Genomic DNA, 23,267 nt, shown 5'->3' with positions numbered 1-23,267 from the left:
GACGTGCTGACCCGACTCCTCAAAGCCCGGCTGCCCGAGGGAACGCAGTACCTGGTGGACCGCCCCATGCGGATCCGCCTCGTGTTCGTGGTCCTCGGGTCCCTCCTCGTGGCCGGCCTCGAGATGGTGGCGCTCGCCTCGATCCTCCCGCTGGTCAGCCTGCTGACCTCGGGTGAGCTGGGCTCCCCGGCGCTCGAAGGGCTGCTGGCCCGGTTCGGGGCCGTGACGGTGCCGGAGCAGACGGTGGCCTTCGCCGTCGTGATCGTGCTGGCCTTCCTGCTCAAGGCGATCCTGGTGCTCGCGTTCCGCTGGTGGACCATGGGGTTCACCAACCAGAACCTGATCCGCACGTCCGCCACGCTGCTGCGCTACTACCTGCGGGCCGACTACGGCCTGCACCTGACGCGCACTGTGGGCACCCTGGTCAACAACGTCACCGGCACCTCCAGCATGGCGTACACGGGCGTGGTGAACGCGTCCGTCACGTTCCTCACGGAGGCCGTGACGCTCGTCGCGGTGGCGGTCGTGGTGGGCGTCTCCATGCCGCTGACGGGGCTCGGGATGGCCCTGTACTTCCTCGCCGTCGCCTGGGTGATCAAGACCGTGATCCGCCGCCCGGCCTCCCGCCTGGGCTGGACCCTGGTGACCGCGGGGGAGCGGGCCAACACGGCGGCGCTGCAGGGCCTGGAGAACTACAAGGACGTGAAGATCCGCGGCAACGACTCGGCCTTCATGGAGGAGTACCGCGCGGCCCGCATGGAGAGCGCCGAAGCCACGCGGCTCAAGATGATCCTCACGATGATGCCACGCTACGTGCTCGAGGTCGCCTTCGTGGCCGCCATCGCGGCGCTCGTGGCCGTGGCCTTCATCCAGGGCCGCGGCGGGGAGGCGTTCGGCTCGCTCGCCCTGCTCGCGATGGCCGGCTTCCGCGTGCTGCCGTCCATGGCCGCGCTCATGGCCACCACCAATGAGATCCGCACCTCCTGGCCGGCCTTCGAGCGCACGACGGCGGAGCTCGCTGCCGCGCAGCCGGTCCTGCACGCGGCGGACCGGCCCTACGAGCGCATCACGTTCGAGGAGTCCATCGAGGTGCGGGACGCGTCCTTCACCTACCCCGGCAAGGCCGAACCGGTCCTGCGCGACATCGACCTGCGCATCCCCTTCGGCTCCTCGTACGCCTTCGTGGGCGGCAGCGGTGCCGGCAAGACCACCCTGGTGGACCTGGTCATCGGCTTCCACCACGCCCAGCGCGGTGGGGTCTACGTGGACGGGGTGGAGCTCGAGGCCAACCCGCGCGGCTGGTGGGACAACGTGGCGTTCGTCCCGCAGTCCGTCACCGTGGTCAACGGGACGGTGCTGCACAACGTGCTCCTGGACGTCGAGGCCACCCAGACGGCGGACCGGGCCGAGGTGGAGCGCGTGCTGCGCGAAGCCCAGCTGGGCCAGTGGCTGGACGAGCTCCCCGACGGCCTGGACACCGTGATCGGCGAAGGGGCCGTGGGCGTCTCCGGCGGCCAGCGCCAGCGCCTGGGCATCGCGCGCGCGCTCTTCCGGCGCCCCCGCCTCCTCGTGCTCGACGAGGCGACGTCGGCCCTCGACAACCTCACGGAACGCCGGGTCACCGAGGTGATCGAGTCGCTGCGCGGCCGGATCACGGTCATCGTGGTCGCCCACCGTCTCTCCACGGTCAAGCGCTGCGATCAGATCGTGCTGATGGACCAGGGGCGGATCATCGGCCAGGGCACGTTCGCCGGGCTGCAGGAGACGAGCCCCGAGTTCCGCGAGCTCGTCCGGCTCGGTGACCTCTCCACCTGAGCGGACCCCGCGCCGCTGCGTCCCGGCTACCCCGTCCGGCGCCCCGATAGACTCGCGGGCATGGTCCAGCCCTCCCCGCACCCCGCCCCCGCCCCGCTGCTGAGCGCCGCGGACGTGCGGCGCATCGCCGCCGAGCTGGACCTGCGTCCCACCAAGCAGTGGGGCCAGAACTTCGTGATCGACCCGAACACGATCCGGCGCATCGTGCAGGCCGCGGACGTGACCGCGGACGAGCACGTGCTGGAGATCGGCCCCGGGCTGGGCTCGCTCACCCTCGGCCTGCTGGACGCGGCCGCCGCCGTCACCGCCGTCGAGATCGACCCGGTCACCGCCGCCCGCCTGCCGCGCACCGCCGCCGAGTTCCGCCCCGGGGCCGAGGACGCCCTCGCGGTGCTGCACGCGGACGCCATGACGCTGAGCGAGCAGGCACTGGCCGAGGTCCGGCCCGCTGCCGCGGCCGGCGGCCCCACCGCGCTCGTGGCGAACCTGCCCTACAACGTGGCCGTGCCCGTGCTGCTGCACGCGCTCGCGGTCCTGCCGGGGCTGCGGCACGGCCTGGTGATGGTGCAGGAGGAGGTCGCGGACCGTCTCGCGGCCGGGCCTGGTTCCAGGGTCTACGGCGTGCCGTCCGCCAAGGCGGCGTGGTATGCGGAGGTGCGCAAGGCGGGCACCATCGGCACCCAGGTGTTCTGGCCCGCTCCGCGCATCCACTCCGGGCTGGTCGCCTTCACCCGGCGCGAGCCGCCGGCGGGCAGCGCGTCCCGCCGGGAGGTCTTCGCCGTGGTGGACGCCGCCTTCGCCCAGCGCCGCAAGACCCTGCGCGCCGCGCTCGCCTCCTGGGCGGGGTCGCCGCAGGCGGCGGAGGACGCCCTGGTGGCCGCCGGCGTGGACCCACGCGCCCGCGGCGAGGCCCTGGACATCGCGGCCTTCGCGAGGATCGCCGAGCACGGCCCGCGGCGTGCGGCGGAGGAGGTGAGCGCATGACGACGGAGGACCTCGGCCTCGACCCCACGGCCCGGCACGTCACGGTCAGCGCCCCCGGCAAGGTGAACCTGTCCCTGCGGGTGGGGCCGCCCGGCGCGGACGGCTACCACCCCGTGGCCACCGTGTACCTGGCCGTCAGCCTGCGGGAGACCGTCACGGCGATCGCGCGCACGGACGGGAGGATCACCGTCGGCCCGTCGGGCCGCCACATCAGTCTGGTGGACACCGAAGACGTGCCCTGGGACGAGCGCAACCTCGCGCACCGCGCCGCCGCACACCTGAGGCACACCCTCGGACTCGATCCTGACAGCCACGGCGTCCACCTCGAGGTCGCCAAGCAGGTCCCGGTCGCGGGCGGCATGGGCGGCGGCTCCGCCGACGCGGCCGCCGCGCTGCTCGCGTGCAGCGCCCTGTGGGAGACCGGGCACACCCGCGCCGAGCTCGCCGAACTGGCCGCCCCGCTGGGCGCGGACGTGCCCTTCAGCGTGCTGGGCGGCGCCGCCGTCGGGCTCGGGACCGGGGCGGAGCTGACCCCCGTCGCGGCCCGCACCCCGGTGCACCTCGTCCTCGTCCCGGCGGACGCCGGGCTGTCCACCCCCGTGGTGTTCCAGACCCTGGACGAGCTGCGCCGGGAGGGTCACCTGCCCGACGGGCCGACGCGCCCGGAGGTGAACGAGGCCGTCCTGCGGGCCCTCACCGCGGCGGACCCGCTCGAACTCGCCACCGCCATGGACAACGACCTGCAGACCCCGGCCGTCGTCCTGTTCCCCGAGCTCTCGGACGTCCTCGACCTCGGCCTGGACGAAGGCGCGCTGCGCGGCATGGTCTCCGGCTCCGGCCCCACCCTGCTCTTCGTGGCGCAGGACGAGGCCTCCGCGCTGCGGCTGGCCTCGGCCATCGAGGAGCGCACGGGCGTGCGCGCCCTCCCCGTCCACGGCCCCGTGCCCGGCGCCCACGTGCTGTGACACCCGGCGGCGCACCCCGCCGCACCCGACCACCCCTCCTCCGTCCGGAAAGGACCACCTCCTCCATGGCCCACCTGCTCGGCGCCGAGAACATCGGCATCGCCTTCGGAACCCGCACCGTCCTCGAGGGCCTCTCCCTCGGCGTGGATGAGGGGGACCGGATCGGACTCGTGGGCCGCAACGGTGACGGCAAGTCCACGCTCATGCGCATCCTCGCCGGCCTTCAGGAACCCGACACGGGCCGCGTCACCCGCCGCGGCGGCGTCCGCGTGGGCGTGCTGGACCAGCAGGACCGGCTCGACCCGGAGCATACCGTGCGCCAGGCCGTGGTCGGGGACGTGGACGACCACGTGTGGGCCTCAGACCCCAAGGTCCGGGACGTCCTGGGCGGTCTCCTCGACGGCTTCGACCTGGAGCAGTCCGTGCGGGGCCTCTCCGGCGGCCAGCGCCGTCGCGTCGCCCTGGCCCGTCTGCTCGCCGGGGACGACGACGTCCTCTTCCTCGACGAGCCCACCAACCACCTGGACGTCGAGGGCGTCGCGTGGCTCGCCCGCCACCTGAAGCAGCGCTGGCGCCCCACCGACGGCGGCCTCGTGGTGGTCACCCACGACCGGTGGTTCCTCGACGAGGTCTGCACGCGCACGTGGGAGGTGCACGACGCCACGGTGGACCCGTTCGACGGCGGCTACGCGGCGTGGGTGCTCGCGCGCGCGGAGCGCTCCCGGCAGGCGGCGGTGACGGAGCAGAAGCGTCAGCAGCTCGTGAAGAAGGAGCTCGCCTGGCTGCGCCGTGGCGCCCCGGCACGCACGTCGAAGCCGAAGTTCCGCATCGAGGCGGCCAACGCCATCATCGAGGACGTCCCCGCCCCGCGCGACTCGGTGTCCCTGGCGAAGATGGCCACGGCCCGGCTGGGCAAGGACGTCCTCGACCTCGAGCACGTGAGCCTGACGCTGGGGGAGAAGCCGATCCTCGACGACGTCACCCTGCGCCTGGCGCCCGGCGAGCGGCTCGGCGTGGTCGGCGTCAACGGTGCGGGCAAGTCGACCCTGCTGCGCCTGCTCGACGGGCGCATCGCCCCGGACTCGGGGCGGGTGAAGCGCGGCAAGACGGTGGTCTCGGCCACCCTCACCCAGGACGTGAAGGAACTCGACGACGTCGCCCACCTGCGCGTCGCCGAAGTCATGGCCCGCGAGGGCTTGTCCTTCCAGGTCGGGGACCGCGAGATGTCCTCCGGCCAGCTGCTCGAGATGCTCGGCTTCGGCACCTCCCGGCAGTGGACTCAGGTCTCCGAGCTCTCGGGCGGCGAGCGCCGGCGCCTGCAGCTGCTGCGCCTGCTCGTGGGCGAGCCCAACGTCCTCATGCTCGACGAGCCGACCAACGACCTGGACACGGACACCCTGGCCGCCGTCGAGGATGTGCTGGACGGGTGGCCGGGGACCCTGGTGGTGGTCTCCCATGACCGTTACCTGCTCGAGCGCATCACCGACCACCAGGTCGCCCTGCTCGGGGACGGCAAGGTCCGCGGCCTGCCGGGCGGGGTGGACCAGTACCTCGAGCTGCGCGCCGCGATGGACGACGCCGGCGGCCCGGCCCGGGGAACCGGCGCGGCCCGAGGCCGCAACGACGTCGTCGGGACGTGCGCGGGCATGGGCGGGCCGGAGGAGGACACCGGACCCACCGAGGCGGAGCGTCGGCTGGCCCGCAAGGAGATGGCCCGGCTCGAGAAGCAGATGACCCGGCTACGGGACCGCAGGTCCGGCCTCGAGGCGCGGATGGCCGAGCTGGGGCAGGCGCAGGACTTCGACGCCCTCACCGCGGCCTCCGCCGACCTGAAGGACCTCGACGCGCAGCTGGACGTCCTGGAGGAGGAGTGGCTGCAGGCCGCTGAACTCGCCGAAGGGGACTGACCGGCGGGCGCTCACAGGAGGGTGCGGCGGACGGCACAGCCATTCACAATTTCCGACCTATAATCGGGGGCCGGGGCACAGCAATGTGCTCGACCCCCACGACGTGAACCATCCCCCACGTCAGGACGGAGGAGCAGAGCGTGATCGCGAGTCCCGGTGATGAGTCGACCACGCACCGCATGGGCTCGACGGCCCGCGGTCGTGTCCTGGGTCGGCCCTGGGAGCGGGGCCTTCCGCTGCTCGTCCTCATCGTGGACGTGGTCGCGGTCCTGCTCGCCACCTTCGTGTCGGCCCAGCTCCGCTTCGGCGGATCGCGGCGCACCACCCTCCCCGGCACCGAAATCATCGACTACAGCGTCATCAGCCTCGCGCTGAGCGCGGCCTGGGTGCTCGCGCTGACCATCCAGGGCTCGCGGGACATCCGGATCCTGGGGGTGGGCAGCGAGGAGTACAAGCGGGTCCTGCAGGGCACCCTCTATCTCTTCGGCACCGTCGCGATCCTCGCCTATGCGGCAGGTCTCGAAGTGGCGCGCGGCTACGTGGGCCTGGCGCTGCCGCTGGGCGTGCTCCTGCTCCTGCTGGGCCGGTTCCTCGTGCGCGGGTGGGTGGCCCGGCAGCGACACCGCGGCAGGTTCCGGCGGCGGCTCCTGCTCGTCGGCGGCCCGAAGGCGGTCCGGCACATCTTCCAGGCCCTCGACTCCGAGGCCGGCGCCGGCTACGCCCCCGTGGCGGCGGCTCTCCCCGGATACAAGGCCCGGCAGGCGGACTACCTCCCGATACCGGTCTCCACGGACCTGGACACCGTGGAGGACGTGGTCGCCCTCGTGGAGGTGCGCGACGTCGAAGCCGTGGTGATCACCTCGGGCCATTCGTTCGTCCCCGGGGACGTCCGCCGACTGGGCTGGGAGCTGCAGGAGCGCGGCGTCTCCCTGATCATGGCGCCCGCGCTCGTGGACGTCGCCGGACCCCGCCTCCACACGCAGCCCCTCGCGGGTCTGCCGCTCATCCACCTCTCCACTCCGCGCCTCTCCGAGGGCAAGGCGTTCGCCAAGCGGGCGTTCGACGTCGTCGCGTCGGGTCTGGGCCTGATCGCCATCTCGCCGCTGTTGATCGCCGTCGCGATCGCGGTCAAGGCCACGGACGGCGGGCCGGTGCTGTTCCGGCAGGAGCGGATCGGTCTCGGCGGCAGGCCGTTCACCATGCTCAAGTTCCGTTCCATGGTGGTGGACGCCGAGGAGATCCGGCAGCGGCTCGTCTCGGACGGCGGGGATGCGGACGTGCTGTTCAAGATGAAGGACGACCCGCGCATCACCCGGGTCGGCAGGCTCATCCGCCGCACCAGCATCGACGAGCTGCCCCAGCTCGTGAACGTGCTGCGGGGGGACATGTCCCTCGTGGGCCCGCGGCCCCACCTGCCGCACGAGGTCGAGGCCTACGAGCAGTACGTGCACCGCCGCTTCCTGGTGCAGCCCGGCATCACGGGCCTCTGGCAGGTCTCCGGCCGCTCCGACCTCCCGTGGGAGGAGGCGGTCCGCCTGGACCTCTACTACGTGGAGAACTGGTCCATCCTGGGCGACCTCGTGATCCTGGGCCGGACCGTCAAGGCCGTGATCGCCGCCGACGGCGCCTATTGACCCCGGATCCGCGCGACCTGTGTGGAAGAATGGGCCGTCGTCGCCGCCCCCTGGGGTCCGGCGCTCCGCCCTGGTGTAATGGCAGCACGCCGGCCTTTGGAGCCGTGCAGTCTAGGTTCGAATCCTAGGGGCGGAACACCCGTCCTCTGACCTCCACCGGTGCAGGAGCCCTCATGTCCCAGCCGTCCCCCCGTCCCTCCGCCGTGATCGTCCTGGCCGCGGGTCAGGGCACCCGCATGAAGTCGACGACGCCGAAGATCATGCATGCGATCGGGGGGCGCTCCCTCGTGGGCCACGCGCTCGCGGCGGCCTGGTCGCTCGCGCCGGAGCACCTCGTGGCCGTGGTCCGGCACGAGCGGGCCCGCGTGGCCGAGCACATCGAGACGGTGGCGGCCCAGCTGGGCATCGACGCGCTGGCGATCGCCGACCAGGACGACGTGCCGGGCACCGGCCGCGCCGTCGAGCTGGGCCTGGCCGCCCTGCCCGCGGACCTCGAGGGCACCGTCGTGGTGACCTACGGCGACGTCCCGCTGCTGACCCCGGAGACGCTCGCCCGCCTCGTCGCGGACCACGAGGCGGACGGCAACGCCGTCACCGTCCTCACCGCCACCCTCGAGGACGCCACGGGCTACGGCCGCATCGTCCGCGACGCCGAGGGCCTCGTGGAGCGGATCATGGAGCACAAGGACGCCCTCGCCCACGCCGAGTCCACGGGGGACGACTCCTTCGTGGCGATCCGCGAGGTCAACTCCGGCATCTACGCCTTCGACGCCGCCCTGCTGCGCCGCACCCTGCCGGAGATCTCCACGGACAACGTGCAGGGCGAGAAGTACCTCACGGACGTGCTCGGCATGGCCCGCGCCGAGGGCGGCCGCGTCGCCTCGGTGGGCACGGACGACGTGTGGGAGGTCGAGGGCGCCAACGACCGCCGCCAGCTCTCCGACCTGGGCCGCCAGCTCAACGACCGCGTGCTGCGCGGCTGGATGAAGGAGGGTGTCACGGTCGTCGACCCGTCCTCCACGTGGGTGGACGTCACCGTCTCCCTCGCCTCGGACGTCACGCTCAAGCCCGGCACCCAGCTGCATGGCACGACGTCGGTGGCCACGGGCGCCGTCGTCGGCCCGGACTCCACCCTCACGGACACGCAGGTGGGGGAGGGCGCCGTGGTGAAGCGCACCGACGCCACGGAGGCCGTGATCGGCGCGGGCGCGACCGTCGGCCCGTTCACCTACCTGCGCCCGGGCACGGTGCTGGGGGAGGACGGCAAGATCGGCGCGTTCTACGAGACCAAGAACGTGACCGTGGGCCGCGGCGCCAAGCTCTCCCACCTGGGCTACGCCGGGGACGCCGAGATCGGCGAGTACACCAACATCGGCTGCGGCAACATCACCGCCAACTACGACGGCGTCAACAAGCACCGCACGGTGATCGGCGCGCACGTGCGCACCGGCTCCAACACCGTGTTCACGGCCCCGGTGACCGTGGGCGACGGCGCCTACACCGGCGCGGGCGCCGTGGTCCGCGAGGACGTGCCCGCCGGGGCCCTGGCGCTGAACGCCGTGAGCCAGCGCACCCTCGAGGGCTGGGTGCCGGCCAAGCGCCCGGGCACCTCCTCGGCCGAGGCCGCGCGGGCCGCCGGCGCGGAGGGCTCCGGCGCTCAGGGCTGACCCCGCGCGCCCGACAAGAGGTCGGCGTGTCACAACCGTACCGATTCCGGTACGGTTGTGACACCAGAGATGAGGTGGTGATCCCGTGACGTATCGTGACGATCTGTGGGACGTGGCTGCGGGGAACCACGGGGTCATCACCACTACGGAAGCGGAGGAGGCGGGCGTGCCCGCCGTCGAGGTCCGCAAGCTCGCCCAGCGCGGCGTTCTGCGGAGGCTGGCCCACGGGGTGTACCTCCATCGCCAGGTTCCCCGCGACCGGTTCACGGACGCGGCGGAGGCCGTGGCCACGGGCGGTGAAGATGCATTCCTGGACTGGGACGCAGTGCTGTCACTGTACGACCTCGCCCTGGTCGATCCCTCCGTCGTACGGGTGGGCGTGACGAGGCGGTACCGCGGCTCGCCGCGCGCGCATGTACGAGTGACACGACGCCGTCCCCCGCCGGGCGACGAGGACCTCACCTTTCACGGCGGCGTGCGAGGCCTCACGATCAACCAAGCCCTTCGTGAGGCACTCGACCGCATCCCTCTCGAGCGCGTCGCCGCTGCGATCGAGGAGGCCCGCGCGCGCGGGCTGCTCACGGTGGGCGAGGCGAGGAGCTTGAAGAAGGACCTGGAGGCGCGGCAGAACGGTGGACATCGTGGCGGTCGATGACGTGGTCGTGGGCCTGGGCGATCTGGGAGCTCGAGGTGCGCCCAGGAGCGAAGGCCAACTCAACCGTCGACTGGAGGCGATCGCTGACGCGATGGGCGTTCCGGTGGACCGGGCGCGCCGGTTGCTGGGAGCAGTGATCGTGGCGCAGATGTTGCCGGAAGGCGTCGTAGTCAAGGGTGGAAATGGCGTTCGACTCCGACATGGAGCCACCGGGACGCGGGCGACCCGGGATCTCGATCTACTGGCTCGCGATCCCCAGCAGGCGCTGAAGGACTTGACCGGGTTCGTCGACCGGGGATGGGGGGCCGCGCCCGGGAGCAAGAGAGAACTCAAGGCCGACCCGGCTGCGACCCGGGTGGCCTTCTTCGGCACGGTGCATGAGGACGATCCTGCGGAGCCTCTCGGAGTGCCCGATCCCTACGTCCTGTCACGAGCGAAGGTGACCCTGCATTTTCTCTCCGCGAGGACAAGTTGGGTGTCGGTCCCGATCGAGATCGGGCGCGACGAATTCGAGGGCAGCACGCTGGCGCAGCCAGTCGAGGTCGTGGCACCCCAGGTCGCGGAGGCGGTCACCGCGTTGGGATGTGGAACACCGCGGTCTGTGGCCGTGATGGCTGTCGAGCAGCAGCTCGCACAGAAGATCCATGCCGTCACGGATCCACATCAGACGCGAGGCCACGATCTCGTGGACATCCAGTTGCTCTGGCATGGGGCGGAGGCCGAGGGTGGTGTCGACATCCCGTTGCTCGCAGATCTCGTCAGCCGTACTTTCATGTTTCGGTCACCCGGCCGGACTGCGGCAGGACACACACCGCATGAGTGGCCGCCTCCGGTCGCTCACGTCCGGACTCTCGAGCAGGGGTACCTGGATGCGCTGGAGGAGACACGAGTGGGTGCGGAGGGACAGGCCAGGCTCCTGCAGCCGCGCGTGTCCGACGCGGCGGATTGGCTGGAGTCGTTGATCACAAGGATCGCGCGGGCCGCCGGCGCCGAGGGCTCCGGCGCTCAGGGCTGACCCCGCGCGCCCTAGGATGGGTGCGAGGACCGGGCCGCCCCGGGCGGCCGACACCGACGCCGGACGCCGTCGGTCCTGGAACGCGAGACCACGAAGGATGTTGAGGACGTCATGACGGAGCTGAGCCGCAGCGAGGACAAGCGACTGGTGCTGGCCACGGGCCGCGCCCACCCCGAGCTCGCGCAGGAGATCGCCGAGGAGCTGGGCACCGAGCTGCTCCCCATGAGCGCCTACGACTTCGCCAACGGCGAGATCTACGTGCGCTCGGGCGAGTCGGTGCGCGGCAAGGACGTGTTCATCATCCAGTCGCACCCGGCGCCGCTGAACAACCACCTCATGGAGCAGCTGATCATGGTGGACTCCATGAAGCGCGCCTCCGCCCGCCGCATCACAGTGGTCTCGCCGTTCTACCCATACGCCCGCCAGGACAAGAAGGGCCGCGGCCGCGAGCCGATCTCGGCCCGCCTCGTGGCGGACCTGTACAAGACCGCCGGCGCCTCCCGCGTGATGAGCGTGGACCTGCACACCGCCCAGATCCAGGGCTTCTTCGACGGCCCGGTGGACCACCTGTTCGCCATCCCGCTGCTGGCGGACCACATCCGCTCCAGCGTGGAGGGCGAGGAGGTCACGGTGGTCTCCCCGGACACCGGTCGCGTGCGCGTGGCGGAGCAGTGGGCGGACCGCCTGGGCGGCGTGCCGCTGGGCTTCGTGCACAAGAGCCGGGACCTCACCGTTCCGAACAAGGCCGAGTCCAAGACCGTGGTCGGGGACGTCGAGGGCCGCGTCTGCGTGCTGATCGACGACATGATCGACACCGGCGGCACCATCGCCGGCGCCGTGCAGATCCTCAAGGACGCCGGCGCCAAGGACGTCATCATCGCCGCCACGCACCCGGTGTTCTCGGACCCGGCCGCCCAGCGTCTCGGCGAGTGCGGCGCCCGTGAGGTCGTGGTGACCAACACCCTGCCCATCCCGGAGGAGAAGCGCTTCGAGACCCTCACCGTGCTCTCGATCGCCCCGCTGATCGCCCGCGCGATCCGCGAGGTCTTCGAGGACGGCTCGGTCACCAGCCTCTTCGACGGCGTCGCCTGACCATGGCCGAGCGCGTCGAGCCGGCCCACGGGGAAGACGGCGGCGCGGTGGCCGCGCCGCAGCCTCACCGTCCGCGCCTGCCGTTCTGGGCCTCCCTGCTGCTGAACGTGGTGGTGGCCCTCGCGGTCGTCGCCGTGGTGCAGGCCCTGTGGGTGAAGGTGTACTCGGTGCCGTCCGGCTCGATGGAGAACACCCTCGAGGTGGGGGACCGCATGCTGGTCAACCGCACCGCCTACCCGGACGGGATGGCGGAGTCCCAGGACGTGGTGGTCTTCACGGCCAACGAGGACTGGGCGCACCCCATGCCACCGGAGGGGGCCGTGGAGAACGCCGTCCGCACGTTCGGCGACCTCACCGGCATCGGCCGCTCGCACGAGCAGGCCCTGGTCAAGCGCGTGATCGGCACCGCGGGGCAGACCGTGGAGTGCTGCACCGCCGAGGGCGCGGTGACGGTGGACGGGGAGCCCCTGGACGAGCCGTACATCCACAACGACCTGCCGTTCCTCCGGGACGAGCTGGACTGCGAGTCCGAGGTGATCTCCGCGCGCTGCTTCGGCCCGGTCACCGTGCCGGAGGACTCGATGCTCGTGCTCGGCGACCACCGCTCCAACTCGGCCGACTCCGTGATCGCGTGCCGCGGCATCCCCGCCGACCAGGCCGGGGACTGCGCGCGCTTCGTCACCCGCGAGGACATCGTGGGCGAGGTCTTCGTGACGGTGTGGCCGCCCACGCACTGGGGCGGGCACTGATCTCCTGAGGCGCGGGGCCTCCTGGGCGACGGCGGCCCGTGCCGGTTCAGCCGGTCCTGGCCAGTTCCGCGGTGACCAGGGCGTCCATCGCCTTCCGCACCCGGGCCTCGGCGTCCTCGGGAACGGGCCCTTCGGCGCGGAGGCAGGCCACCACGTCGACGGCCGTCCGCGACTCGTCCAGCAGGAGCCAGACGGACGGGCCCAGACCTTCGAGCACGACCAGGCGGTCCGAGGCGAGCAGGACCAGGCGGCCGCTGTCGGTCAGGATGCCGTCGTCGACGGCGCAGCGGGACACCGCGCCCGGGGCCGCCGCACCGACCGAGGCCCGCAGCTCTTCCTCGGTGAGCGCCTCCCAGGCGGGGGTGACGGGCGTGGGCGGGGCCGCCAGGAGGCCGTCGACGACATCCCGCAGGTCCTCCGCTTCGGCGTAGACCAGGCGTTGGGCGCCGCCGACCGTGTCGAGGACGCGGCAGAGCGTCACGAGACCGCGGGGGAGCAGGGAGAGGGAGGATGTCTGGGGGACGAGCGCCTCGAGCGCGGCCACGAGTTCTATGGCCTCCGCCCGCGGCGTCACCGGGCCTGCCGGATCCCGCACGCGGTCCAGCACGGCGATCCGGGCCAGCCGGGCGTCGGGGAGGGTCGGACCGAGACCCAGGTCGTCCGGGCCTCGCTGGGTCTTCGGGCGCACCCCCCGTGACCCCAGCAGGGACAGCGGTTTGGGGTAGGGCGTGACGGTCAGGCCGTCCGGTGCGATGATCGCCGTCTCGTCGGTGAGGTAGGCGAAATGGGGTCCCAGCCGGCGCGTGGCCGTCGTCTTGCCCGTCCCGGACGCCGCCACCAGGACCATCGCCGCCCCGGTGTCCGGTGCGGCGAGGCACGCGGCATGGAACAGCAGGTGGGTGCCGCGGGCGGACTCGATCGCCCGCGAGGTCGCCAGGGACACCAGGTCCTCGTGCCACTGGAGCCACGGACGCGCGGTGTCGGCGCCGCGGTGCGCATCCGCGCGGGCCGGCGGCTCCACGGCCTCCACACCGCACCGGGCCCAGGACGCGATGACCTCCGCGCGCTCGTCTCCTGTGAGGCCGCTCACCGTCACGGCATCGAGACCGGTGCCGATGCGCAACGCGGTGGTCTCGCTCATGGCTTCGTCCTCCCCCTGGGCGCCGGGCATGGCTCACCCTTTCCATCCCGTGGCTGTCCGGTCAGTGTACTGAGCGCCGTGTGGGCGGCCATGGCGCCGCCCCACCGGCTGGCACGGGTCTTCGCCAGAGCCTCCCTATACTCGACACAGGTTCTCGGGCGCTGAGTGCGCCGTCCATCCGAGCTGAGGGAGGAGCCCGCATGGCAGCCCAGTCGCCCACGGCGGCGGTGACCGTGGTGATCCCGCACTACGGCGATGCGGCCCCCACCCTCGCCCTCGTCGACCGCCTGCTGAGCGATCCCGGAGACGCGCTGGCCGCCGTCGTGGTCTCGGACGACGCCTCGCCCACCCCGTACCCCGAGGCGCACGATCCGCGTCTGACCGTGGTGCGCCGCGAGCGCAACGGCGGCTTCGGCGCGAACGTGAACACCGGCCTGGCCGCGGTCACCACCGAGCTGGCCCTGGTCCTCAACTCGGACGCCGAGATCACGGGGGCGCAGATCGACGCTCTGGTGGCGGCGGCCGCCCCGTATCAGCCGGCCGTGGTCAGCCCGCAGGTCGTCAACGAGGACGGCACGCCGCAGTGGTCCGGGCGGCACTTCCCGACGGTCCTGCACCAGACCGTGGAGTGGCTGACTCCGCTGGCCCGCTTCCGTCACCTGGACGTGCTCCACGAGGCCGTGGGGCACGACGTCGCGGCGGCCCGGTCCGCCTCGCCCGTGGCGGTCGACTGGGTGATGGGCGCCGTGCTGCTCCTGCCGATGGCCCAGGTCCGCGCCGTCGGCGGGTTCGACGAGGAGTACTTCATGAATTCCGAGGAGGTCGACCTGCAGCGCCGCCTGCGCGAGCGCGGCGTGCCGTCGATCGTGGTCCCGGCCGTCCGTGTGCCGCACGGGCTGCACGGCTCCTCGGACCCGCTGCGCCGGCGCGGCTGGTTGGTGGACTCCCGGTACCGCTACGCCCGGAAGTTCGGTCACCCCCGGGTCCTCAAGGCCGCGCTCACCGCGGCCACCGGGGCGAACTTCGCCGTGAACGCGCTCCGGCAGGCCCGGGGTGTGAACGTGGACGCCCGCGCCGTGCTCCGGGACGAGCACGCGCTGGTCTGGAAGGGGCAGCGCCGATGAGCGCCACCGGTTACACCGTGCCCGCGCCGCCCGACGCGCGGGGCGGCCGCTCACCGGAACGGCTGTTCCTCGTCTCGCCGGCGTTCCACGGCTACCACCGCTCCATCGCGGCGGCGTGGGCTGCCCAGGGCTTCGACGTCGCGGTGCACTGCTACGACGCCTACGCCACGCTCGGCATGAAGCTCCGGAACAAGGGGCTGCTCGAGCTGCCGCAGAAGGCGGGCGTGGACCGCACGGCCGCGCGGGTCGCCTGGGACACGGGGCGGGCCGTGGCCGCGCTGCGCGAGGCCCGGCCGGACCGCGTGCTCGTGATCAAGGGGGACTCGCTGGGCGAGGACTTCTGGTCCGAGATCCTCGATGCGGGCCTGCCCCGCATGCTCTGGCTGTACGACGACCTCGCGCGGCACGACTACTCGATGGAGTTCCTGCGCTCCGTCGGGCCGGTGCTCAGCTACGCCCGCTCCGAGGCCGAGCTGCTGGCCGGCGAGGGCGTGGACGCGCACTACATGCCCAACGGTTTCGACCCGGCGATGGCGCTGCCGGAGGTGCCGCGGCGCGACGAGCTGGTCTTCGTGGGCTCGCGCTACCCGAACCGCGTGGAGCTGCTCACCCGCCTGGCCGCGGCCGGGGTGCCGGTGCGCGCCTACGGGCGTCAGTGGAGCCACCACCCGGTGGACCGCCTGCGCACGTGGGAGCTGACCCGGCCGGACCTGCCGGCCGAACGGGACATCCCCCTCGAGGAGGCGTACGCCGTGCAGGCGGCCGCCGCGGGCGCCATCAACATCCACGGCCTGCAGGCCGGCCACGCGATGCGGACCTTCGAGGTGCCCGGCATGGGCGGTCTCCAGCTCGTCGATCGGGCCGACGTGGCCGAGTTCTACGTCCCGGACGAGGAGGTGCTCGTCTTCGAGGACGCGGACCACCTCATCGAGCTGGGCCGCCGGGTCGTCGCGGATCCCGCCTGGGGAGCGCGCATCCGGGAGGCCGGCCGCCGCCGGTCGCACGCGGAGCACACGTTCGCGCACCGGGCGGCCATGGCCCAGGGGTGGTGGGCATGACCGACGCGCCCCTCTTCTGGCGCTCCGAGGACCTGCCGCGGTGGCACGCCTGGCAGCGCGCCCAGTGGCCGCTGACCCGGCGGGCCGCGGACACCGCGCGCTCGACCGTGCGCGGCGTGGCCGGCGCCCTGACACGCCGCCGGTTCACCGGCGACGACGTCCCGCGCCTGCTCCTGCCGGCGGGGGACGTGCACACCCTCGTCGCCCTGGAGTCCTTCGGCCCCACGCAGCTGGCCGCGCTGGCCTCGCCCGTGGCCGCCCTGGCCACCGCGCGGCCGGAGGCCGCCGCCGGGGTCGGCTGGGTGCTGCCCGCCGGTGACGCACCCGCCCTGCCCGGGGCCGCGGGCCACCGGGAGCACGCCGCCACCGCCGACGTCGTGAGGGATCGCCTGTCCGGGCTCCGCCGCGTCCTGGTGGCGGGGGAGTACCTGCCCTCGGGCCGCGCCGCCGTGCGCTGGGCCCGGCAGCGGGGGGCGCGGATCGGCGTCGTCCAGCACGGGCTGCTGGCCGTGTCCACGCCGCCCGTCCCGCAGGACGCCACCCTGTACGCCTTCACGAGCGCGGACGCGGACTGGTGGACCCAGGGCCGCGCCGATGTGGAGGCCGTCCCGGTGGGCTCGGCACTGCTGGAGCAGGCCCGCCGAACCGCGCCCGCGCTCTCGGGCGCCGGAGACGACGGCCCCGGGGTGTTCCTCGGCCAGCTGCACGGCGCCGAGCTGCCCCGCCGGGACTTCGCCGCGGCCGCCGAACAGTACGTGCGGGCCACCGGCGCCGCCTACCGCCCCCACCCGGCCGAGCGGGACCGCCTCTCCCGCGGTCAGCACGCGGCCTGGCGCAGGGCCGGCGTGCGGATCGACGACGCCGGGGCGCCCCTCGTCGCCACCCGCGGGCCCGTGGCCGCCGTCTTCTCCACCGGGATCCTCGAGGCCGCGCAGGCCGGCAGACCCGCGTGGGCCGTCCACCCGGACCCGCCCGCCTGGCTCGAGGGGTTCTGGCAGCGCTACGGCATGACCCGGTGGCGGCCCGGCCGCACCCCGGAGCCCACCCCGCCCCTGGCCTCGCCGACCGCGGACCCCGCGGCCGCGATCGCCGAACACGTCTGGAAGGAGACCGCGTGAGCATCCTGTGCGTCATCCCCGTGCGCGGCGGGTCCCGGGGGCTGCCCGGCAAGAACATCCGCCTCCTGGGCGGCCACCCGCTCGTCGCCTGGACCATCCAGGCCGCCCTCGAGGCGGAGGAGGACCTGCACGTGGTGGTCTCCACGGACTCGGCCGAGATCGCCGAGGTCGCCCTCCGCTACGGCGCGGACGTGCCGGGCCTGCGTCCGGCCCACCTGGCCCAGGACTCGACCCCCACCGAGCCCGTGATCGAGCACGTGCTCGCGGCCGAGCGCGCGGCCGGCGTCGAACCGGAGGGCGTGATGCTCCTCCAGGCCACCAGCCCGCTGCGCCTGCCCGGCACCCTGGACCGCGCCGTGCGGCAGTTCCGGGACACGGGGGTGGACTCGCTGGTCGGCGTCGTCCCGGTGTCCCCGTTCCTGTGGCGCCACGCCGGGGACCCCGACGGGGAGCCGATCCCGGACTTCGACGTCACGGCGCGCAAGCGCCGGCAGGACATGACGCGCGCCGATCTGCGGTTCCGCGAGAACGGGTCCCTCTACGTGACGCGCCCCTGGGTCTACGACCGGCTGCACAACCGGCTCGGCGGCCGGATCGGCCTGCTGGAACTCGACGACCTCGAGGGCGTGGACATCGACACCGAGCTGGACTTCGCCCTCGCCGAGCAGCAGATGGACCAGTACCTGGCGGTCCACAAGGTGCTCCGGCACCGCCCCGAGCTCGGTGCCCCGCGCACCGCCGGGACCCCCACCACCGGCCCGAACCGCACCCCCGGAGGCGCGCAGTGATCATCGAACGCAGGCTCACCCCCTACCTCGTCTTCCCCAAGGACTCGCTCCTGGTCGCCCTGCAGAAGATGACCGACAACCGCGAGCGCACCGTGTTCGTGGTGGACTCCCACGGCTTCCTCGTCGGCTCGCTGACGGACGGGGACGTGCGCCGCTGGCTGGTGGCGCATCCGGAGGCGTCGCTGGATGTGGCCGCGGCCGACGTCGCCCATCGCGACCCGGTGACGGCGCCCCTGGGCGCCTCCCCGGCCGAGATGCGCGAGGCCCTGCCCACCGGGGCGCTGCACCTGCCGCTGCTGGACGAGCGCGGCCGTCTGACGGCCCTGGCGATCAACCGGGAGGCGGAGCTGCGGATCGGCGGGCACCGGATCGGGGAGGGCCACCCGGCGTTCCTGATCGCGGAGATCGGCAACAACCATCAGGGCGATGTGGACCTGGCCCGCCGTCTCGTGGACCTGGCCGTCGAGGCGGGCGCGGACGCCGTGAAGTTCCAGCTGCGGGACATGGACGCCCTGTACCGGCAGTCCGGCGCGGCCACCGCCGGCGAGGACCTGGGGGCCCAGCGCACCCTGGACGAGCTGGCCAAGTTCTCGCTCTCCGCCGCGGACATGGTGCGGGTGTTCGACCACGTCCGGGAGGCCGGCGTCGCCCTGATGTGCACCCCGTGGGACGCCCCGTCCATGCGGGTGCTGCGCGAGTACCCGGTGGACGGCGTGAAGATCGCCTCGGCGGACCTGACGAACCACGGTCTGCTGCGGGACGCGGCCGCCTCCGGCCTGCCGATGGTGCTCTCCACCGGCATGTCCCGGGAGGAGGAGATCCGCGAGGCGGCGGCCCTGGTGCGCTCCTCCGGCGTCCCCTTCGCGATGCTGCACGCCCAGTCCACCTATCCCGCCCCCTACAAGGACGTGAACCTGGCCTACCTGGACCGGCTCGCGGAGATCGCGCAGACGCCGGTGGGCTACTCGGGCCACGAGCGCGGCTTCCACGTGGCCCTGGCCGCGGTCGCCCGGGGCGCTGCGATCATCGAGAAGCACTTCACCGTGGACCGCGGGCTCGAGGGCAACGACCACAAGGTCTCCCTGCTGCCGGAGGAGTTCGCGCAGATGGTGCGGCAGACCCGGGACATCGAGGAGTCGATCGGCGTCGGGACCGAGCGCGTGGTCTCCACGGGCGAGGCGATGAACCGCATCAACCTGGCCAAGTCCCTGGTGGCGGCCCGTCCGCTGCGGGCCGGCGCCACGATCACCACCGACGACGTGACCGTGAAGTCCCCGGGCCGTGGCCTGCAGCCCAACGAGCTGCCGCGCCTGGTCGGCCGCACGCTGCACCGCGACATGGCCGAGGGCGACTTCTTCTTCGCCGGCGACCTCACGGACACGGTGCCCACCGGACGCCAGTTCCAGTTCCGGCGCCCCTGGGGCCTGCCGGTGCGCTACCACGACGTCGAGGCGCTGACGAAGGACTGCACCCCGGACTTCCTCGAGTTCCACTTCTCCTACAAGGACCTCGAGATCGACATCGACTCGGTGTTCACCGAGCCCATGCCGATGGGCTTCACCACCCACCTGCCGGACATCTTCTCCGGCGACTTCCTCGTGGACCTGGCCAGCGACGACGACGCCGTGTGGGAGCGCTCGATCGCCGAGGTGCAGCGCACGATCGACATCACCCGGGACCTGAAGCGCTGGTTCCCGCACGAGGAGGAGCCCATCATGGTCATCACCATGGGCGGGTTCACCCTGGACCGGCACATCCGCCCGGAGGAGCGGCTGCCGAAGTACGAGCGCATCGCCGAGGCCGTGCAGCGCCTGGACACCTCCGGCATCCGGATCGCCGCGCAGACGCTGCCGCCGTTCCCGTGGCTGATGGGCGGTCAGCAGTACCACAACCTCTTCATGGACCCGGACGACACCGTGGCGTTCGTGGAGGCCACGGGGGTGCCCCTGTGCCTGGACATCTCCCACTCCAAGCTCTCGGCCACGTTCCTGGGGATCCCCTTCTCGGAGATGGTGGAGAAGCTGGCCCCGCACACCATCCACCTGCATCTCGTGGACGCCACCGGTGTGGACGGGGAGGGACCGCAGATCGGGGAGGGTGACGTCGACTGGCCCGTGCTGTGCGAGCAGCTGGACCGCCTGGCCCCCGGGGTGAGCTTCATCCCGGAGATCTGGCAGGGCCACATCAACAACGGCGAGGGCTTCTGGACGGCCCTGGACCGCCTGGAGCAGTGGCTGTGATCCCCGAGGCCGCGAGGACCACTCCGGCCCCGCTGACGCTTTGGGTGGTGCCCGTCGCCGACCTCGGCGGCGTGGCCCGGCACGTCCTCGACGTCGCGCGCGTGGGCCTGCCCGGCCTGCGTCTGGCGGTGCTCTGCCCCGAGGGGCCGCTCGCCGAGCGCCTCCGCGAGCAGGGTGCGGCGGTGTTCACCGGGGCCGTCGGGCCCGACGCCGGCCTGGCCGCCTCGGTGCGCACGCTCCGGACGGCGGTGCGCACCCTGCGCCCGGCCGCGGTCCACACACACCTGGCCTACGCCGACCTCGCGGCGTTCACCGCGTTCGGCCCGGGGCGGGCCCGGTGGCGGGCCGGTGCGCCGGCGCTGCTCAGCACCGAGCATGGGATCGCCCCGGACGACGGGCTGTACAACCGCGCCGCGGCGGCCCGGGTGAAGAACGCCGCGCACCGCGCCCGGCTGCGCGGCACGGACCTCGTGATCGCGGTGGCGCAGTCCACCGCGGACGTGCTCCGGCGCAAGTGGGGCACGGGGGGGCCCCTCACCGTGGTGCGCAACGGGGTGGACGTGTCCGCGGTGCGGGCCGCGGCCGCGGGGCAGCGGCGCGCACCGGGGGAGGGGCTGCGGATCCTCTCCCTGTCCCGGCTGGCGCCCGAGAAGAACCTCGACCGGCTGATCGCCGCGCTGCCGGCCCTGCTGGAGCGGGACCCCGGGACGCGGTTGACGCTGGCCGGCGCTGGTCCCCTGGAGGGGGAGCTGCGCGCCCAGGCCGAGGCGCTCGGTGTCGCGGAGGCGGTCGACCTGCCCGGCTTCGTGGAGCCGTGGGAGACCATGGCCGAGCACGACGTGCTGGTGCAGCTCTCCGCGTGGGAGAACCTCAGCTACACCCTGCTCGACGCCGCGGCCGCGGGCCTGCCCGCCGTCGCCACGGACGTGGGCGGCAACGGGGAGATCCTGCCCCCCGAGCGCCTGGCCCACGAGACCACTCCGGCGGCCATCGCTGACGCCGTCATGCGTGCCGCGGCCGACGGCCCGGGCGAGGTGCGCGTGGACGATGTAGAGACCATGGCCCGGGCGACCGCCGAGGCGACCCTCGAGGTGCTCGGGCGCCGGGTGGGGAAGGGCGGGCACCGATGACCGCGGCGAGCCCGAACGAGCCGGGATCGGTGTCGGTGGCTCCGGCCGAGAAGCGAGTGCCGGGGCCCCGGTTCCGGGAGCTGGACGGGCTCCGCGGCCTTGCCGCGCTGGCCGTGGTGTTCTCGCACTACACAGGCGCCCACAATTCGCACTATCCGCAGGATCCCGCCGCGTTCCACGACGCGGCCTGGGGTGCGGCGGGCGTGCAGCTGTTCTTCATCATCTCCGGGTTCGTCATCTTCATGTCCGCCCGGCGGGCCGACCGGCCGAGCGACTTCGCCATCTCCCGGGCCGCCCGGCTCTATCCGCCGTACTGGATCTCCCTGGTGTTCGCCGTGGTGCTGCTCCTGCTGCACCCGGTGCCCGGCTTCCCCTTCACGTGGGGCCAGGCCCTCGTCAACCTGACGATGGTCCAGCGGTGGGTCGGCGTGGACAACGTGGTGGACGTCTACTGGACGCTCGCGGTGGAGATGCAGTTCTACGTGATCATCCTGATCCTCCTGTATCTCACGCGCTGCCGCCTTTCGGACCGCGTGGTGCTGTGGGGGAGCCTCGCGTGGTCGGTGATCTCGTGGGCCGTGGTGTTGTTCACCGCGCCGCACGTGGGCTCGGACCCTCAGCGGGACCCCCTGTGGGTGAAGCTCCTCAACAACGCCACCGTGGCCGAGTACGCTCCGTTGTTCGTGCTGGGGATGGCCTTGTACATCGCGCGGCAGACGGGGCAGCACCGCGGCTGGGTCGCGGCGGCCGCGGTGTCCGCGGTGGGCAGCACGTTCGTCATGCGGGGGATGCCCTTGGCCCTCGAGGTCCTCGTGGTGGTGCTCCTCGCAGTCACGGTGATGCTGCGGGAGAGGACGTCCGTGCTGCTCCTGGCCCCTGTCCAGTGGTACGGGAAGATCAGCTATTCCCTCTACATCCTCCACGCCATCCCCGGATACATCCTCATCCACGCGCTCTGGCCGTATGTGGGCCGGAACATGGCCATGCTCGTGGCCTTGGCCGTGGTCTCCGTGCTCGCCTGGGCCCTGCAGAAGTACGGCGAGGAGCACCTCGGCCGCGCGGCCAAGCGGGGGTTGACCCGCGTCCGCTCCGTCGTGGACGCGCGGACCGGACAACCCCGATCCCTGGAGCCGGCCCGATGACCGGTCGCATCTGGATCCTGGCGAACCAGGGCAAAGTGGGTGGCGGCGAGGTGATGCTGCACCACCTCGCCACGGCCCTGCGCGAGCTGGGGCGGGACGTGGGCGTCGTGGCTCCGGCCCACCCGGCCGAGACTGCCGATCGCCTGGCCGCGGACGGCTTCGACGTGGTCCGCGTGGGTGGGCCCGGACGACTGGGGTACATGCGTGCTCTCCGGGCCTGGGACCGTGGCCGTGGCGGGGACGACGTCGTGTGGTGCAACGGGCTGCTGCCGGCCACGGCGCTGGCCGGCCGGCCGCGCCGGATCGTGCACCTGCATCAGGTGCCCGAGAAGCCGCTTCTGCGGGTGTTCTCCGCCCTGGCGCGTCCCGGTGCGCTCGCGGTCCTCGCGCCGTCCCGATTCGCGGCGGACCGCATCCGCGGGGCGCGCGTGCTCCACAACTGGGTTCCGGCCCCGACGGCGCCGCAGACACGTCCGGCCCGCGGTGCCGATGATCCGGTGACCGTGGGCTTCCTCGGACGGCTGTCCGAGGACAAGGGCATCGTCACCCTGTTGGAGGCTGCCGCGCTGCTGCGGAGGACCGACCCGGGTGCTTTCGTGTTCCGCATCGCGGGGGAGAGCCGATTCGTGGCGGAGGACGAAGCCGAGCGGCTCGCCACCGCCCTGAAGGCAGCCGGTGAGGACGTCCAGGTGCTCGGCTGGCAGGACACCGGCGAGTTCCTGACCTCCGTGGACGTGCTGGCCGTGCCGTCGCAGTGGGCGGAGTCCTTCGGCCTCGTGGCGGCCGAGGCGATGGCCGCGGGCGTTCCGGTGGTGGCCTCCGATGCGGGGGCCGTTCCCGAGGTGGTCGGCAGCGAGCACCCCTTCGTTTTTCCGCAGCGCGACGCTGCCGCACTCGCGAATTGCTTGCGGGCGGTACGTGCGGTCGATCTGGGGGCGGTGGCCCACTCCCAGCGGCGCCGCTGGGAGTCGCTGTTCTCACCCGAGGCCGGCCGCGCCGCCGTCGCCGAGCTCCTGGATGACCTGTCCCTATGATCCCCGCGG

The 23,267-nt window shown here is 72.9% G+C and carries 19 protein-coding genes and 1 tRNA gene; 19 read left to right on the top strand and 1 reads right to left on the bottom strand.

The features are described 5' to 3' along the window. Positions 1-3: 3 nt before the first annotated feature. From ABIB16_RS05695 to lepB, 11 genes are all read left to right on the top strand, one after another. A complete protein-coding gene (locus ABIB16_RS05695) occupies positions 4-1,815 on the top strand; it encodes an ABC transporter ATP-binding protein (RefSeq protein WP_206451534.1) in 1,812 nt (603 codons plus the stop codon). A 60-nt stretch (positions 1,816-1,875) separates the two neighbouring features. Next, positions 1,876-2,799, top strand: a complete 924-nt coding sequence (gene rsmA, locus ABIB16_RS05690) for a 16S rRNA (adenine(1518)-N(6)/adenine(1519)-N(6))-dimethyltransferase RsmA (protein WP_230260082.1) — start codon at positions 1,876-1,878, stop codon at positions 2,797-2,799. After that, positions 2,796-3,764, top strand: coding sequence for a 4-(cytidine 5'-diphospho)-2-C-methyl-D-erythritol kinase (locus ABIB16_RS05685; protein ID WP_170079823.1), 969 nt, complete (start codon positions 2,796-2,798; stop codon positions 3,762-3,764). Before rsmA ends, ABIB16_RS05685 begins: the two co-directional genes overlap by 4 nt. A gap of 65 nt (positions 3,765-3,829) precedes the next feature. Beyond that, complete coding sequence (locus ABIB16_RS05680; RefSeq protein WP_036384943.1) at positions 3,830-5,671, top strand: ABC-F family ATP-binding cassette domain-containing protein; 1,842 nt, start codon at positions 3,830-3,832, stop codon at positions 5,669-5,671. Positions 5,672-5,811: 140 nt separating this feature from the next. Then, positions 5,812-7,305, top strand: a complete 1,494-nt coding sequence (locus tag ABIB16_RS05675; protein ID WP_036384942.1) for a sugar transferase — start codon at positions 5,812-5,814, stop codon at positions 7,303-7,305. A 64-nt stretch (positions 7,306-7,369) separates the two neighbouring features. Further along, a tRNA-Gln gene (locus ABIB16_RS05670) sits at positions 7,370-7,441 on the top strand. A gap of 37 nt (positions 7,442-7,478) precedes the next feature. Next, positions 7,479-8,972, top strand: a complete 1,494-nt coding sequence (gene glmU, locus ABIB16_RS05665; protein WP_144786288.1) for a bifunctional UDP-N-acetylglucosamine diphosphorylase/glucosamine-1-phosphate N-acetyltransferase GlmU — start codon at positions 7,479-7,481, stop codon at positions 8,970-8,972. Between the two features lie 85 nt (positions 8,973-9,057). Then, positions 9,058-9,627 carry a type IV toxin-antitoxin system AbiEi family antitoxin domain-containing protein gene (locus ABIB16_RS05660; protein ID WP_020627445.1) on the top strand — a complete coding sequence of 190 codons (570 nt, stop codon included), beginning with the start codon at positions 9,058-9,060 and terminating at the stop codon, positions 9,625-9,627. Then, a complete protein-coding gene (locus ABIB16_RS05655) occupies positions 9,605-10,642 on the top strand; it encodes a nucleotidyl transferase AbiEii/AbiGii toxin family protein (RefSeq protein WP_020627446.1) in 1,038 nt (345 codons plus the stop codon). The genes ABIB16_RS05660 and ABIB16_RS05655 overlap by 23 nt, the downstream gene beginning before the upstream one ends. A gap of 111 nt (positions 10,643-10,753) precedes the next feature. Next, on the top strand, positions 10,754-11,734 hold the full coding sequence (locus tag ABIB16_RS05650; RefSeq protein ID WP_036340441.1) for a ribose-phosphate diphosphokinase: 981 nt from the start codon (positions 10,754-10,756) through the stop codon (positions 11,732-11,734). 2 nt (positions 11,735-11,736) lie between these two features. Next, positions 11,737-12,483: a signal peptidase I gene (lepB, locus tag ABIB16_RS05645; protein ID WP_098093417.1), complete on the top strand. Its 747-nt coding sequence runs from the start codon at positions 11,737-11,739 to the stop codon at positions 12,481-12,483. A 46-nt stretch (positions 12,484-12,529) separates the two neighbouring features. On the opposite strand, the gene ABIB16_RS05640 is transcribed toward lepB, so the two are convergent. After that, positions 12,530-13,624, bottom strand: coding sequence for a PqqD family peptide modification chaperone (locus tag ABIB16_RS05640; protein ID WP_152540188.1), 1,095 nt, complete (start codon positions 13,622-13,624; stop codon positions 12,530-12,532). A gap of 200 nt (positions 13,625-13,824) precedes the next feature. On the opposite strand from ABIB16_RS05640, the gene ABIB16_RS05635 reads away from it, so the two are divergent. From ABIB16_RS05635 to ABIB16_RS05600, 8 genes are read left to right on the top strand one after another with little or no spacing between them, the layout of a single operon-like run. Continuing rightward, positions 13,825-14,748: a glycosyltransferase family 2 protein gene (locus tag ABIB16_RS05635; RefSeq protein WP_036340450.1), complete on the top strand. Its 924-nt coding sequence runs from the start codon at positions 13,825-13,827 to the stop codon at positions 14,746-14,748. After that, positions 14,745-15,806 (top strand): CgeB family protein, encoded by a 1,062-nt coding sequence (locus ABIB16_RS05630; protein WP_052001243.1) that lies wholly within the window; start codon positions 14,745-14,747, stop codon positions 15,804-15,806. Before ABIB16_RS05635 ends, ABIB16_RS05630 begins: the two co-directional genes overlap by 4 nt. Then, positions 15,803-16,924, top strand: coding sequence for an RNA-binding protein (locus ABIB16_RS05625; protein WP_144879251.1), 1,122 nt, complete (start codon positions 15,803-15,805; stop codon positions 16,922-16,924). Before ABIB16_RS05630 ends, ABIB16_RS05625 begins: the two co-directional genes overlap by 4 nt. Beyond that, entirely contained in the window at positions 16,921-17,712 is a 792-nt protein-coding gene (locus tag ABIB16_RS05620; RefSeq protein ID WP_036340520.1) for an acylneuraminate cytidylyltransferase family protein, read from the top strand. The genes ABIB16_RS05625 and ABIB16_RS05620 overlap by 4 nt, the downstream gene beginning before the upstream one ends. Further along, positions 17,709-19,952 carry an N-acetylneuraminate synthase family protein gene (locus ABIB16_RS05615; RefSeq protein ID WP_036340523.1) on the top strand — a complete coding sequence of 748 codons (2,244 nt, stop codon included), beginning with the start codon at positions 17,709-17,711 and terminating at the stop codon, positions 19,950-19,952. The genes ABIB16_RS05620 and ABIB16_RS05615 overlap by 4 nt, the downstream gene beginning before the upstream one ends. Positions 19,953-19,999: 47 nt before the next feature. Next, positions 20,000-21,082 carry a glycosyltransferase gene (locus ABIB16_RS05610; protein ID WP_230297412.1) on the top strand — a complete coding sequence of 361 codons (1,083 nt, stop codon included), beginning with the start codon at positions 20,000-20,002 and terminating at the stop codon, positions 21,080-21,082. After that, positions 21,079-22,224, top strand: a complete 1,146-nt coding sequence (locus tag ABIB16_RS05605; protein WP_036340526.1) for an acyltransferase family protein — start codon at positions 21,079-21,081, stop codon at positions 22,222-22,224. The genes ABIB16_RS05610 and ABIB16_RS05605 overlap by 4 nt, the downstream gene beginning before the upstream one ends. After that, on the top strand, positions 22,221-23,258 hold the full coding sequence (locus ABIB16_RS05600) for a glycosyltransferase (protein WP_036340528.1): 1,038 nt from the start codon (positions 22,221-22,223) through the stop codon (positions 23,256-23,258). Before ABIB16_RS05605 ends, ABIB16_RS05600 begins: the two co-directional genes overlap by 4 nt. Positions 23,259-23,267: the final 9 nt, after the last annotated feature.

It is taken from the genome of Micrococcus sp. UYEF5 (assembly GCF_040546065.1).
Taxonomy (GTDB): domain Bacteria; phylum Actinomycetota; class Actinomycetes; order Actinomycetales; family Micrococcaceae; genus Micrococcus; species Micrococcus luteus.
This window is presented reverse-complemented; position numbering and strand designations above follow the sequence as displayed.